At 50.1% G+C, this 13544-nt stretch carries 13 protein-coding genes; all 13 read left to right on the top strand.

Going from position 1 to position 13544, the window contains the following annotated elements; translation table 11 throughout:
* Positions 1-84 precede the first annotated feature (84 nt).
* The gene (locus NV375_RS09750) at positions 85-1155 is read left to right on the top strand and encodes a pilus assembly protein PilM (RefSeq protein WP_258240826.1); all 1071 of its coding nucleotides are present in this window, start codon (positions 85-87) and stop codon (positions 1153-1155) included.
* Entirely contained in the window at positions 1143-1730 is a 588-nt protein-coding gene (locus tag NV375_RS09745) for a PilN domain-containing protein (protein WP_126773075.1), read from the top strand. Before NV375_RS09750 ends, NV375_RS09745 begins: the two co-directional genes overlap by 13 nt.
* Entirely contained in the window at positions 1727-2320 is a 594-nt protein-coding gene (locus NV375_RS09740; protein ID WP_126773073.1) for a type 4a pilus biogenesis protein PilO, read from the top strand. Before NV375_RS09745 ends, NV375_RS09740 begins: the two co-directional genes overlap by 4 nt.
* Entirely contained in the window at positions 2317-2859 is a 543-nt protein-coding gene (locus NV375_RS09735) for a pilus assembly protein PilP (RefSeq protein WP_258808043.1), read from the top strand. Before NV375_RS09740 ends, NV375_RS09735 begins: the two co-directional genes overlap by 4 nt.
* On the top strand, positions 2856-4952 hold the full coding sequence (locus NV375_RS09730) for a type IV pilus secretin PilQ (RefSeq protein WP_258808042.1): 2097 nt from the start codon (positions 2856-2858) through the stop codon (positions 4950-4952). The genes NV375_RS09735 and NV375_RS09730 overlap by 4 nt, the downstream gene beginning before the upstream one ends.
* A gap of 124 nt (positions 4953-5076) precedes the next feature.
* A complete protein-coding gene (gene aroK / locus NV375_RS09725; protein ID WP_126773067.1) occupies positions 5077-5595 on the top strand; it encodes a shikimate kinase AroK in 519 nt (172 codons plus the stop codon).
* 14 nt (positions 5596-5609) lie between these two features.
* Positions 5610-6725, top strand: a complete 1116-nt coding sequence (gene aroB, locus NV375_RS09720; RefSeq protein ID WP_258808041.1) for a 3-dehydroquinate synthase — start codon at positions 5610-5612, stop codon at positions 6723-6725.
* A 15-nt stretch (positions 6726-6740) separates the two neighbouring features.
* A complete protein-coding gene (locus NV375_RS09715; RefSeq protein ID WP_258808040.1) occupies positions 6741-7616 on the top strand; it encodes a Dam family site-specific DNA-(adenine-N6)-methyltransferase in 876 nt (291 codons plus the stop codon).
* Complete coding sequence (locus NV375_RS09710) at positions 7613-8071, top strand: GNAT family N-acetyltransferase (protein WP_258808039.1); 459 nt, start codon at positions 7613-7615, stop codon at positions 8069-8071. Before NV375_RS09715 ends, NV375_RS09710 begins: the two co-directional genes overlap by 4 nt.
* Positions 8068-8757 carry a class I SAM-dependent methyltransferase gene (locus tag NV375_RS09705; RefSeq protein ID WP_258808038.1) on the top strand — a complete coding sequence of 230 codons (690 nt, stop codon included), beginning with the start codon at positions 8068-8070 and terminating at the stop codon, positions 8755-8757. Before NV375_RS09710 ends, NV375_RS09705 begins: the two co-directional genes overlap by 4 nt.
* Positions 8754-9953, top strand: a complete 1200-nt coding sequence (locus tag NV375_RS09700) for an NAD(P)/FAD-dependent oxidoreductase (RefSeq protein WP_258808037.1) — start codon at positions 8754-8756, stop codon at positions 9951-9953. The genes NV375_RS09705 and NV375_RS09700 overlap by 4 nt, the downstream gene beginning before the upstream one ends.
* 94 nt (positions 9954-10047) lie before the next feature.
* Entirely contained in the window at positions 10048-11241 is a 1194-nt protein-coding gene (locus NV375_RS09695) for an EAL domain-containing protein (RefSeq protein ID WP_258808036.1), read from the top strand.
* Positions 11242-11248: 7 nt separating this feature from the next.
* Entirely contained in the window at positions 11249-13540 is a 2292-nt protein-coding gene (locus NV375_RS09690) for a PAS domain-containing protein (protein WP_258808035.1), read from the top strand.
* Positions 13541-13544: the final 4 nt, after the last annotated feature.

Genomic DNA, 13544 nt, shown 5'->3' with positions numbered 1-13544 from the left:
ACTCTTACCTTTCTGTCGTGCGCAGCAAGTGGCAAGAAAAACAATAAACTACAAGCCATTTACAATTCCCGTTGGGAGAACATTATGGGGCTGTTTGGTCTAGGTAAAAAACCTGGTCTAGGCATCGATATCGGAACTGATGCGATAAAAGCGGTGGAGATTGTACCACAAGGTGACACCTATGAAATTATTCGGGTCGCCGAATCTCAGCTGCCAAAAAATCTCATCACCGACGATGAAATTACAGACATCGACAAAGTTGCACGGGCGCTGAAACAAACCAAAAAAGCTTTGGGTACGCGTGCACTCGACGTTGTAAGTTCGGTTTCAGGTAGCCAAGCGATTTCAAAACAAATCGCGGTAGCACTTGAGCTCGATGACGATGCCATTTCCGAGAAAATCGAAACCGAAGCAGAAGCGTTGATTCCCTACCCGCTGGCGGAAGTACGCTATGACTTCGAAAGCCTTGGTGAACACCCGACCATGCCTGGTCAGCAGCGTGTTCTCGTTACCGCAACGCGCACCATGAGTGTCGACTCCCGCGTACAAGCCCTTGAAGAAGCAGGCTTTAAAGTACGCATTATGGATGTCGACAATCAAGCTATTCTGCGTGCTTGTGACCATGTTATGCCGCATTTGTATCCCGATTTGTATGACAACAAATTGCCTTTATTAGTTCTGGATATCAGTGGTGCTGCAGTGCAAATGATTGTTATCGGTGGCGGCGAGGTCATGTACACGCGCTATCAAAGTGGTGGCCTTGGAGCATTACTTGGTGCACTTGATAACGAAGGCGAGTTAGACCATGGCGAGTTGTTCGCTAAATTACGAGCTGACGAAACCGAAGAGTTCTCTCCTTTAGTGTTGCAAGATTTTCTTGGCAATTTATGGTCACAAATAAGTCGTGGCATGCAAATCTATCGCAGTAATGCAACGAAGAAGGATTTCGCTGGTATTGTCTTGGTCAACAGTGGCGCCATGTTACCCATGATCGCGACTATGCTCGGTGAACAAGTGGAGTATCCCGTCATTAGCTTGAATCCGTTCGAGCACTTTCCACTACCAAGTAAATATCAACACTTAGAAGCCCACGGACCTCGCTTTGTTGAGGCTTTGGGATTAGCGTTACGGAGCTTCACAGAATGGCACACGTAAACCTACTCCCATGGCGTGATATTGCACGCCAACGCGCAAAGCAAAAGTTTGGTATCCAAGCGTTTATCGCGTTAGCGATCGCTGCTTTGTTGGTGTTCATTGCCTACAAAGTTATTCAGGACTATCAACAACAACAGCGCGCGCGTAATCAATTCTTGTCGTCACAAATCACGATTCTCGACGCGCAAATTGCCGAGATTCAAGATATCAATAAAAAGAAAGACGATATCGTGAATCGTATGAAACTGATTCAATCGTTGCACCAAGATCGTAACACTGCCATTCGAGTCATTAACGAGTTATCTGAAAAAGTCCCAGATGGCGTGCATATTTTACAGATCGAAAAACGCGGGAATCAGCTCAGCATGCGCGGTCGCTCAGTGTCTAACAATCGCGTGTCCGAATTCTTACGCGCCATGACAGAATCAGATACCTTCACTAACCCTGTGTTACGAGAGATCTCGTCAGACGACGGAGAGACCGAAGGTCCTACACGTTACAGTGCGTTCTCGCTAAGTGTATCGATTCGTAAACCTAGTGTTGAAGCAACGCCTGCAGATGGGGGTGCATCATGAGTAAATCGATGAACCTACGCGAATTAGATATCAATGAAATGCCATTTTGGCCAGCGCCATTCCGCTTTGGCGCGTTGCTCCTGCTTGTTCTTGTCTGCTTGGGCTTGGCGTATCACTTTTTACTTTCAGATGAATGGGACGCCTACAAACGCGAGCAAGCCAAAGAGCAACAGTTAAAAGATGATTACCGAATCAAATACCAAACTGCTGTTAACTTACCGGTTTACCGCGAGCAATTAGCGCAGTTGAATAAAGATCTTGAGGTTCTGCTCGACATGTTGCCGTCAGACGACGAAACGGCTCGACTACTTGATGATATTACTTTGGTTGGCACGCGCAGTGGCCTCGAGTTTGATCGCATTGAATGGCTTCAAGCGCAACCACGTGAATTTTATACGGCCTTGCCAATTCGTATCGACCTGAGCGGTCAATACCATCAAATCGGTGACTTTATTGGTCAAATTGCCGGCTTACATCGCATTATCAATGTTAAAGATTTCACCCTACAGGCCGGTGATTTCGGTGAAGCGCTTCGCTTAAATATTACCGCCGAAACCTACCGTCAAAAAACCTTGAGGGCTGAACAATGATGAAACGATTGACCCTCATGCTTTGTACAGCAACGCTATTAACAGCCTGCAGCCAAGCGGGCCAACAGGACTTGGTCGCGTTCACTGAACAAGTTAAGTCAAGTTCAGTGCCAAGTGCCCCGCCACTACCAGAAATGCCTGAGCTGGAGCGTGTCGGATACACCGGTACCAACTTCCGTAATCCGTTCGAGCCGGCACCACTAAATGCCCCAGAACCGGGGCAAAACACGCCGGGGTGTCCGCAACCTAACCTCGAGCGCGAACGTGAAGAACTCGAGTCACTGGGACTCGACCAATTCACGTTGGTCGGTACCATGAACACCAACAGCGAAGGTCGGGTCGCATTAGTTAGCACCAACCAAGGGCGCCTTTATCGCGTTGCGACGGGCGCATATATGGGCCTTAATTTAGGCCAAATTACACAAATCACCCCAGACTTTATAATGATAACTGAATGGGTTCCAGCCGGTGATGGCTGTTGGCAACAACGAGATACCGCACTGCGCCTACCGGGTACACAAGGGAGTTCAGATCTATGACGTACGCTATTCGCTTCTTGATGCTCACACTGCTGCTGCCGATGTTGGCTAGCGCTAACGAGCTAGTACGTATCGAACAAATTCCATTGGCAAATGATCGCTTCAACTTGGAAGTTCATTTCAATGAGGCGGTAAAGGCGCCGGTTGTTCGACGTAGTGATAACCCCTTAGTTCACGAGTTTCTTCTCATGGGCACAGCCAACGAGCTGGGTGATGGGATTCAACAACTTGCTGATCACCCGTTGCTGCGCAATGTCTCCGTTGAACAACAAAGAGAAGATACCCTATTACGCGTTGAAACGACGCAACCTCTTGAGCATTTAATGAGCCGCTATGAAGGCGTGATGGTGCTGGTGTTTGTTGAAAGCGATGAGGCTAGCGCACAACAAACTGCGGCTGTCACCACCACCGAACCCAGTAGCGAAGTAACCGAGCCTGAACCAGCTCCAGTGACTGAAGCGCCTGAGCAGTACGAGGCAGAGCCACAACCAGCGGTCGTAACCACTTCAACGGCGCAAACTAACTCGGTGAGTGAAGCTGGACAGCGCATCACTGATATTGATTTTACGCGCTTACCTGAAGACGTCGCATTATTACGCGTGAAATTGAGCGACGAGGGCATTGATCATGAAGCCCGCGTGCGCGGTAATCGACTTGAGGTGACGCTGTTTGACACCGACATCGATGATGATCTGCTGTACGTGTTGGACGTTAGTCAATTCGCGACGCCAATTGCCCACATTGAAACCTTCCGTGAGGGTAACGACGCGGTTATAACCATTACTGGAAAATCGGCGTTCCGTCATCAACTTGAGCAGATCGACGGGTCATTGAACCTGAAATTTGAAGAGCCGATGGAAGTTGTCGTAGATGATGGCTCACAACGTCCTATTTCACTAAACTTCCAAAACGTGCCGGTTCGTCAATTATTACAAATCTTGGCGAACGAAAACGACCTCAACTTGGTCGCTAGTGAGTCAGTGACGGGTAACATCACCTTGCGCCTCGAGAATGTACCTTGGGAACGTGCACTCACGACCATTCTGCGCGTTAAAGGTCTGTCCAAACGTATGGACGGTAATATTCTCATTGTCGCGCCTGCCGATGAGCTTGCCGAGCGTGAAGCACAAGAGTTAGAAGCGAAGCAACGTTTATCGCAGCTTGCACCTTTGGAGAGTACCTACATCCAAATCAACTATGCAAAAGCGGCTGACATCGCTGCCATTTTACGCACCGAGAGCTCAGATCTGCTTTCAGAACGCGGTGCAGTTACCGTTGACGAGCGGACCAACACCTTGCTAGTCCGTGATACACCACGCCAAATTGAAGAAGTCGAAGCCATGGTCAAAACCTTGGATGTCGCGGTCAAGCAAGTGGTCATCGAAGCGCGAATGGTGACGGTACGTGACAACATTAGTGACGAGCTTGGTATCAACTGGGGCCTCGGCAATGACAATGCCGGCGGACCTGACCTGTGGGGTTCAGATACCAATACAGCGACGGATTTGAATGTCAATTTGCCGGTATCAAACCCTGCAGCGACGATTGGCTTCCAGATTGCTAAGCTTGCTGACGGTCGAATTCTTGATCTTGAACTCTCCGCTTTAGAGCGTGAGAACAAAGGTGAAGTTATCGCAAGTCCGCGCATCACCACAGCGAACCAGAAGAAAGCCTATATCGAGCAAGGTACCGAAATTCCTTACGTCGAAAGTGCCTCTTCAGGTGCAACGTCGGTACAGTTCAAAAAGGCTGTTCTTGGACTTGAGGTGACGCCACAAATCACCCCTGACAATCGCGTTATTATGGATTTAGTAATTACGCAGAATACCCGTGGTGAAACCGTATCCACGCCAACCGGTCCAGCAGTATCGATTGATACGCAAGAAATTGGTACTCAGGTTTTAGTGGAGAATGGTGAAACCATCGTTCTGGGTGGTATTTACCAGCAGCAAATACTCAACGATATTACCAAGGTACCTGTTTTAGGTGATATTCCATACGTTGGCGTACTGTTCCGCAGCGACAGTCAAATCAATGAAAAGCGTGAATTGCTTATCTTTGTGACGCCTCGTATTGTAATGTCTACGCCGTAATCCTTGCTTAAATGGCTGTGACTTGCGATAATCCCGCCTCTTTTTGGTTGGGTTAAGGAAGGTCAAACAGACACTCCGGATTCCGTGAGTCACAGCTATTAAACGAGTGATGTAAAGCAAAGATATGGCTGAAAAACGTAACATTTTCTTAGTAGGTCCTATGGGGGCCGGCAAAAGCACCATCGGTCGACAGTTAGCTCGACAACTTCACCTCGAATTTTTCGACTCCGACGCAGAAATCGAACGCCGCACCGGTGCCGATATCGCTTGGGTCTTTGAGCTCGAAGGCGAAGAAGGTTTTCGTGCGCGTGAAGAAAAAGTTATCGAAGAACTGACCGAAAACACGGGTATAGTTCTCGCCACAGGTGGTGGCTCAATTCTCAGCAAAGAAAGCCGCAATCGCTTATCGGCGCGCGGTATTGTTGTGTATCTACAAACGCCGATCGAAAAACAGCTAGCACGTACGCAACGCGATAAACGTCGCCCACTCATTGCTGAGGCTGATGACCCACGCGCAGTACTTGAAGGACTGGCCGAGCAACGCAACCCGCTCTACGAAGAGATCGCTGATGTTGTGGTTCGCACCGATGAGCAAAGTGCTAAGTTTGTGGTCGACAAAATCATTGAGCAAGTAGGCCTCTAACGACGGAGCTACACATGACGGTTAAGCAAGCGCCCCACCAAGGGCATTTATCTCGCATTCGTGTTGGGCTTGCAGACCGCAGTTATCCAATTTACGTTGGTCGGCAACTGTTCCAACAGTTGCCACAACTTCTTCCAAACCTGCCCAAACAACTCTGCATCGTTACCAACGCAGTGGTAGCTGCACATTATTTGGCAAAAGTACGCGACCAACTCGGCCCTCAACACGACGTTTTAGTGCACGAGATTGCCGACGGTGAACACGCCAAAAGCCTGACAACTTACGGCGAAATCATGGATTCACTTATCGCCCACAGTTTCAATCGCGATTGCGCAATTATTGCCCTAGGCGGCGGCGTCGTTGGCGATATTGCTGGCTTTGTGGCCGCGACCTACCAGCGCGGGGTGGACTTTTACCAACTGCCAACGACCTTGCTCGCGCAAGTCGATTCATCCGTTGGCGGTAAAACGGCCATCAACCATCCAGGCGGAAAAAATCTTATTGGCGCATTTTATCAGCCACAAAGCGTTATCATTAGTACCGATTGTCTGGTCACGCTTGAACAGCGTGACTACGCCTGTGGCCTCGCCGAAGTAGTGAAATATGGCATCATTTATGATGCTGACTTCTTTACTTGGCTCGAAGACAACCAACAGAAGCTTAATGCACGTGATGCGCAGGCACTCAACTACGCCATTCAGCGTTCTTGTCAAATTAAGGCTGATATTGTTGCCCAAGATGAACGAGAACAAGGCTTGCGGGCGCTGCTCAACTTGGGACATACCTTTGGCCACGCCATCGAGGCCGAACACTATGACACGTGGCGACACGGTGAAGCCGTCGCTGCCGGCACCATGATTGCCGCTGAGTACATGCGTCAGCAAGATCAGTTGAGTGCCGCAGATGTCGCACGGATAGAAGCATTACTGCAAGCTTTTGAGCTTCCCACACGCGCCCCTCGTCTGTCCGAAGTACAGTGGCAACAACGTATGTATCGTGATAAAAAGGTGCAAGCAGGTGAGCTACGGCTAGTACTGCCTACGAGTATTGGCACTGCTGAGCTCCGTACGGTGACCGATTGGCCGTCAGTGTGGTCGGCCATCGCTGCCATGACCGAATCATCTCGATAAGCTTGGACCACGACCGTGAAGAAAAAACATCGCGCCTTTCTTAAATGGGCGGGCGGCAAATATAATCTAGTAGAGCCAATCACGGCGCTCCTTCCTGACGGCAATAAGCTCGTCGAGCCTTTTGTCGGTGCTGGCTCAGTATTTCTTAATACAGATTATCCAAGCTATGTATTGAATGACGTCAATCCAGATCTGATTGCCCTCTTTAAGTTTATCAAGCGCCGCCCACAAACCTTTATTAAAGATGCGCGTAAGCTCTTTGTGGCAAAAACAAATTCAGCCGACGCCTATTACGCTCTGCGTAAATCGTTCAACCACAGTGGCGATGCCTATGAGCGTGCGTTGCTGTTTCTCTACCTTAATCGTCATGGTTACAACGGACTCTGTCGCTACAATCAGTCGGGAAAATTTAACGTGCCGTTTGGCCAATATCGTAAGCCCTACTTCCCGCAAGCTGAAATTGAAGTGTTTGCCGAAAAAGCCCAGCGCGCGACCTTTACTTGCATGAGTTTTGAAAAAGTTTTCCGGCGTGCTCGCAAAGGTGATGTCATCTATTGCGATCCACCTTATGCGCCACTCAGCGCGACGGCAAATTTTACCAGTTATGCCACCACCGGTTTTAGTTTGGATCAGCAGCATGAACTTGCTCGGCGTGCCGCACATGCCGCCCATCGCAGACAAATCCCAGTCCTCATCAGCAACCACGATACGGATTTAACGCGGTTATTGTATGCCGATGCTGATCTACAAAGTCTGCAAGTTGCGCGCTTTATCAGCCCAAAAGCCGATGGTCGCACTAAAGTCGCAGAGTTGTTAGCGCTCTATACGCCTAACATCGCAGCAAGCAATGTTATTTCGCTTGCGCAGGTTAAACGGAAAGTCGCACCATGAAGTCATGTATAACCTGGTTTAACAAGTCCTTTGACGAGCTAACCACGACTGAGCTCTATGAACTACTACAATTACGACAAGCGGTTTTCGTGGTGGAACAAACCTGTCCGTATCTTGATGCCGACGGTGCCGACACTCACGCTTTTCATTTGTTTGCGCGCGACCAGAGTGGCGCTGTAGTGGCCTACGCACGCTTGTTTTTACCGAGTGACGAAACCCCGTACAGCCGCATTGGTCGGGTTATTAGCGCGGGGAGTGTGCGCCGCCAAGGTCTCGGCCGCGAACTCATGCAACGCGCCATCGCATGGTGCGAGCAAGAAGCGCCGCAGGCGCCGATTCGCTTGGGCGCACAAGTTTATTTACGACGCTTTTATCACGATTTTGGCTTCCGTGAGATCAGTGCCGAATACCTTGAGGACGACATCCCGCACGTTGATATGGAGCGCGGTTCGTGACCACCACAGCCTTTCAGTTGCAACAAACACCACAAGGGCTTGGATTGATTTGGCATGAACACCCAGAAATGACGCCATTAGTGATCGACTTTCTAAGCGGTAAACAGGCTTTTCGGGGGCAACAGGCCAACCGCAAAGACGAAGCAATTGCTCGCGCGTGCCTATTGAATAAAGCCACCGCTGGGCAACCAACGAGCATTCTTGATGCCACCGCCGGCTTGGCTAGAGATGCTTGGGTTTTAGTGCAATTAGGTGCCCAGGTGACACTTAATGAGCGGCAACCAATGGTTTATGAATTATTGAACGATGCGCTTCAGCGACTCTATACAGCACAACCGAATTACCAGCAGCGGCTGCAGTTAGCGCCGACTGCCGACCTAGAAACCTTTAGCGACGATAGTTTCGATGTGGTCTACCTCGATCCCATGTATCCCAAAGGCGAACGCAAACAAAAAGCTGCGGTAAAAAAAGACATGCAAATGTTTCAACAGCTGGTAGGTAGCGACCTTGATGCCGATGCGTTGCTTGCGCCGGCACTACGGATTGCCAGCAAACGTGTTGTCGTCAAGCGTCCGCAACACGCAGATTACCTTGCGCAACAAGCCCCAAGCCATCAAGTTGTCAGTAAAAAGCATCGATTTGATATTTACGTCACCGCCACTGTAGCAGCAGGCCCAACCGCATGAGTGAAGCTGCCAAGTTTGACGTAATCATTATTGGTGCCGGTGCGGCAGGACTGCATTGTGCGTGGCAAGCTGCCGCCCGCGGGCTGAAAGTCATTGTTATTGATCATGCCAAGCAGGCTGGCAAAAAAATTCTTATCTCCGGCGGTGGCCGCTGTAACTTTACCAATATGTATGCCAGCCCAGAAAATTACCTCAGCAACAATCCACACTTTTGTAAATCTGCGCTCAGCCGTTATACCCAATGGGATTTCATTGCGTTGGTCGAGAAGCACGGCATTGCCTACCATGAGAAAACGCTGGGCCAATTGTTTTGTGACCATTCTGCCAAGGACATTGTGCGCATGTTGCTTGATGAGTGCGCGCAGTATGGAGCTCGTGTGCAGCTACGCACAGAAGTTACTGCCGTCAGTCATAACGCTGATGTCTATTCGGTAACCACATCGCAGGGTAGCTTACATGCCCCTGAGCTAGTCGTCGCTTGTGGCGGCTTGTCGATGCCTAAGCTCGGTGCAACCCCCTTGGGCTATCAGTTGGCCGAGCAGTTTGGTCATCGAATTCTCCCTGTTCGCGCGGGGCTGGTGCCATTTACTTTGCACGAGCAAACCAAGCAAGCCTACAGCGAGCTTTCTGGCTTGGCACTTGATGTTGTCGCCAGTAATGCGCGCGCCAGCTTCAAGGAAGCAATGCTCTTCACTCACCGTGGCTTGAGCGGCCCCGCGATGCTGCAACTTTCATCCTACTGGCTGCCAGGTGAAGCCTTTACCGTCGATTTGTTGCCCGGTAGTGATGCGTTACATGAACTTCAGCAGTTACGCCACGACAAGCCCAAACAGGGCCTTAAAACGGCGCTGCAGAGCTGGTTCCCGAAGCGTTTTGCACTTACCTTGGCTGCACAACACGGTTGGCCAGAAAAAAATCTCGCCGACTGTAGCAACGAGCTCCTTGCGCAAGTTGCTGAACAACTTCATGCCTGGCACGTACAACCCAACGGGACTGAAGGCTATCGCACAGCCGAAGTTACCTTAGGCGGCGTCGATACCGATCAGCTGAGTTCAAAAACCATGGCGAGTAAGCTGCAGACTGGACTTTACTTCATTGGTGAAGTCGTCGACGTTACCGGTTGGTTAGGCGGCTACAACTTTCAATGGGCGTGGGCTTCAGCGCATGCTTGTGCGGAAGCCTTAGGCCACCAGTAAATAACGCTTTTTTCTTATTTAAAAGTATTCTATCTTAGGCGTATAAAGTTATGCGTCACCAGATGACGCAACATGCATGTCTGAGGAATACAGGATGCCCGTAACGCTAGGACGCTTGTTGGTGTTGGATGATGACCAGCAAGTCGGAATGACCATCCGCGAAATGGCGCAAGCCGCAGGCTATCAAGCCAAAGCCTGTACTCAAGCTGAAACCTTTTTTAGTGAAGTTAGTTCTTTTGCGCCCACACATATTGTTTTAGATCTCGCTATGCCAGGTCTCGACGGCGTCGAAGTGATGCGCCAGCTGGCCTCACAGCAGTGCTTCGCCACCATCATCATCGTCAGTGGGCTTGGTGAAAAAGTGCTCAATGCGGCAAAAACCGCAGCCGACGAGAGTGGTTTGCGGGTTGCTGGTGTATTGCCTAAGCCCTTCCGCATCAGCGCTCTGCGCGCATTATTGAACCAGTACAGTGATGCCGAAGTAAAAGCACCCAGTAATAACAGCAAGGCACAAGAAGTCAGTGAAGCGCAACTTAAAGAAGCCCTCGCCGAACACCGTTTAGTGGCTTACCTACAACCACAGATTAGCTGCCAAGATCGTTCGGTAAAGGGCTTTGAGGCACTTGTTCGTTGGCATGACAAAGACGGTAGTATCATTACGCCGGATCGCTTTGTTGGAGTGGCCGAGCGCTCCGGACTCATCGCTGAGCTAACGCAGCAAGTGTTTGAAAGTGCCATTCGCTGGTTTGCCGATCACCTTGGTAATACCGACTATACGTTGTCACTCAATACTTCTGCCAGCAGCTTTGCCGACACCACATTCCCAAGCGAATTAACGACACTTTGTATCAAGCATCGTTTGGCGCCACACCGCGTAAAGCTCGAGATTACCGAAACGAGTACCGCAGAAAACCCATCGGGCGCCTTGGAGATGTTGACGCAATTGCGGGTAAAAGGCTTTGCTTTGGCGATCGATGACTTTGGTGTCGGGTATTCATCACTGGAACAGTTGGTACGGCAGCCCTTTTCAGAATTAAAAATTGATAAAAACTTTATTATCCCGCTCGCCCAATCAGAAGAAGCAGCAAAGATTGTTGATGCGCTGATTGCCTTGGCACAAGCCCTTAAATTGACCATCACTGCTGAGGGCGTAGAAGATGAACGTAGTTTAGAGATTCTCGCCAAGGCCGGATGCGATTACGCACAGGGCTTCTATATTGGACGCCCGATGGCGCCTGAAAAATTACTTGATTGGCTCAAGGAGTATCGCCAGTCGCAGCCCATGTGAGGCAGCTATGACCGATTCTGCGGTTGATTTTGCTCTGATTTTTAATGCCCTCGGCATGCCCGTGATGATTCTTGAGCCCGAACAGCTGACAATTGTCGCGGCCAGTTCGGGGTATTTACAAACCACCATGCGTAGCGCCGATGACATTATCGGCAAATACCTCTTTGATGCTTTCCCTGACGATCCCGACGACCAAGATGTTTCTGGAACCACCAGTTTAAAGCAGTCGATTGAACGTGTGATTGCCACTCGAAAGCCTCACACGATGGGTATCGTCCGCTACCCGATACCGCGGCCACCAGAACAGGGTGGCGGGTTTGTAGAGCGCTTCTGGCAAGTCACCAATTCACCCATCTTTAATCCAAAAGGCGAGCTACAATACCTACTCCATGCAGTCGTCGATGTCACCGCGCAAGTGCGCGCCGAGCAAACCGCCGAGCAAGCATCAACTTTGGCGCGCCTCGCCGGACGCTTTGCCAAATTAGGCTGGTGGCGCTACACAATAACGCCGGCACAACTGTTCTGGAGTGATGAAACTGCCGCCATTCATGACGAAGAGCCCGGCTTTGCTCCCGAAGTTGCTGATGCCATCAGCTTTTACAAACCCGATTACCGCACTAAAGTTGCCGAAGCTTTCACCTGCTGCCTTGAGCAAGGGATTCCGTTTGATCTTGTGACCGAACTCGTTACAGCCAAGGGTCGGGAGCTTTGGGTTCGTAGTATTGGTGAAGCTGAGCGCGATGCAACCGGAAAAATTGTCGCTGTGCGAGGTGCATTCCAAGATATTACCGACTTAGTCGAAGCCCGAACCCTCGCCACTCAAGTAAACCAGCAACTTAAAGAAACTCTCGAACACATTAGCGATGCTTTTTTCATGCTCGATCATGACTGGCGCTTTGTTTTTGTCAATCATCAGGCTGAACGCCTACTACAAACTACCGAGCAAACCCTTATCGGTCATACGATTTGGGAGCGATTCCCAGAGGCGGTAGGGACTGTGTTCGAACAGGAATATCGCCGCGCGATCAGTGATGGTGTTACCACGCGCTTTACCGAATTTTATGAGCCCTTAAATTACTGGGTCGAAGTCAATGCGTACCCGTCCAAAGATGGTCTTGCAGTTTACTTTCGTGACGTCACGGCACAAATAGAAGTCGACGAGCGGCTCCGCCAGGCACAAAAAATGGAAGCCGTAGGCCAGCTTACCGGCGGTGTTGCACATGACTTTAATAACTTACTCACGGTTATTTTAGGTAACGCCGAGTTGATTGCAGCGCAGTTACCTGAAGAACATCGGCTTCGCGCCTTAGCGGAAATGACCGTCAACGCCGCCGAACGCGGTTCCGAACTTACCAATCGTTTACTGGCCTTCGCGCGGCGCCAGCCGCTTGAGCCCAAGCCAACACAGGTAAATGCATTACTCGATAATATGCTGCCATTGTTGCAACGCACTTTGTCAGAGGGCATTAAAATTGATTACTTGCCCAATCAGGACTTGTGGCTAACCGAGGTCGACGCCCCGCAACTCGAGTCCGCAGTGCTCAATCTCGCAATTAATGCGCGCGATGCCATGGATGGTCAAGGCAAACTCACCATCGAAACCCGCAATACACAGCTCGACGACAGCTACAGCGAACTTCATGGCGAAATCGAAGCTGGGGACTATACCGCAATTATGATTTCAGATACCGGAAGCGGCATGAAACCCGAGGTCATTCGGCAAGCCTTCGAGCCGTTCTTTACCACCAAAGAACGCGGCAAAGGCAGCGGACTTGGTCTTAGTATGGTCTATGGCTTCGTAAAACAATCGCATGGCCATATCAAGATTTACTCGGAAGTCGGTCACGGCACCACAGTTAAAATCTATTTGCCACGTTGTTTCAGCTCCTCGGATAACGTGGCTACCGATCCGTCTACTGCTATTCGACAAGGTGGTAACGAAAGCATATTGGTGGTTGAAGATGACGATCTAGTTCGACAACATGTCATTAGCCAACTCAAAGAACTCGGCTACCAGGTGCAGCCTGCGCATTCGGGTGATGAAGCATTGCGCCTGCTGGAAAGTTACAGCTTTGACCTGTTGTTCTCTGACGTCGTCATGCCGGGTGAATTAAACGGGCCGAAACTTGTAGCGCTTGCGCAACAACGCTACCCTGACATGAAAGTTTTATTTACTTCAGGCTACACTGAAAATGCCATTGTCCACCATGGCCGACTTGATCCGGGCGTTAAGTTATTGAGTAAACCCTATCGACGGCAAGAGCTCGCCGATAAAATTCGCGAGGCACTCGACAGTTAGGAGG

This window comes from Pseudidiomarina sp. CB1 (assembly GCF_024752025.1).
Taxonomy (GTDB): Bacteria; Pseudomonadota; Gammaproteobacteria; order Enterobacterales; family Alteromonadaceae; genus Pseudidiomarina.
This window is presented reverse-complemented; position numbering and strand designations above follow the sequence as displayed.

Coding starts and splice junctions, on each gene's coding strand:
- NV375_RS09735 (WP_258808043.1), top strand. CDS start 2,317: ATGATGAAACGATTGACCCTCATGCTTTGTACAGCAACGCTATTAACA.
- NV375_RS09740 (WP_126773073.1), top strand. CDS start 1,727: ATGAGTAAATCGATGAACCTACGCGAATTAGATATCAATGAAATGCCA.
- NV375_RS09690 (WP_258808035.1), top strand. CDS start 11,249: ATGACCGATTCTGCGGTTGATTTTGCTCTGATTTTTAATGCCCTCGGC.
- NV375_RS09745 (WP_126773075.1), top strand. CDS start 1,143: ATGGCACACGTAAACCTACTCCCATGGCGTGATATTGCACGCCAACGC.
- NV375_RS09695 (WP_258808036.1), top strand. CDS start 10,048: ATGCCCGTAACGCTAGGACGCTTGTTGGTGTTGGATGATGACCAGCAA.
- aroB (WP_258808041.1), top strand. CDS start 5,610: ATGACGGTTAAGCAAGCGCCCCACCAAGGGCATTTATCTCGCATTCGT.
- NV375_RS09700 (WP_258808037.1), top strand. CDS start 8,754: ATGAGTGAAGCTGCCAAGTTTGACGTAATCATTATTGGTGCCGGTGCG.
- NV375_RS09750 (WP_258240826.1), top strand. CDS start 85: ATGGGGCTGTTTGGTCTAGGTAAAAAACCTGGTCTAGGCATCGATATC.
- aroK (WP_126773067.1), top strand. CDS start 5,077: ATGGCTGAAAAACGTAACATTTTCTTAGTAGGTCCTATGGGGGCCGGC.
- NV375_RS09710 (WP_258808039.1), top strand. CDS start 7,613: ATGAAGTCATGTATAACCTGGTTTAACAAGTCCTTTGACGAGCTAACC.
- NV375_RS09730 (WP_258808042.1), top strand. CDS start 2,856: ATGACGTACGCTATTCGCTTCTTGATGCTCACACTGCTGCTGCCGATG.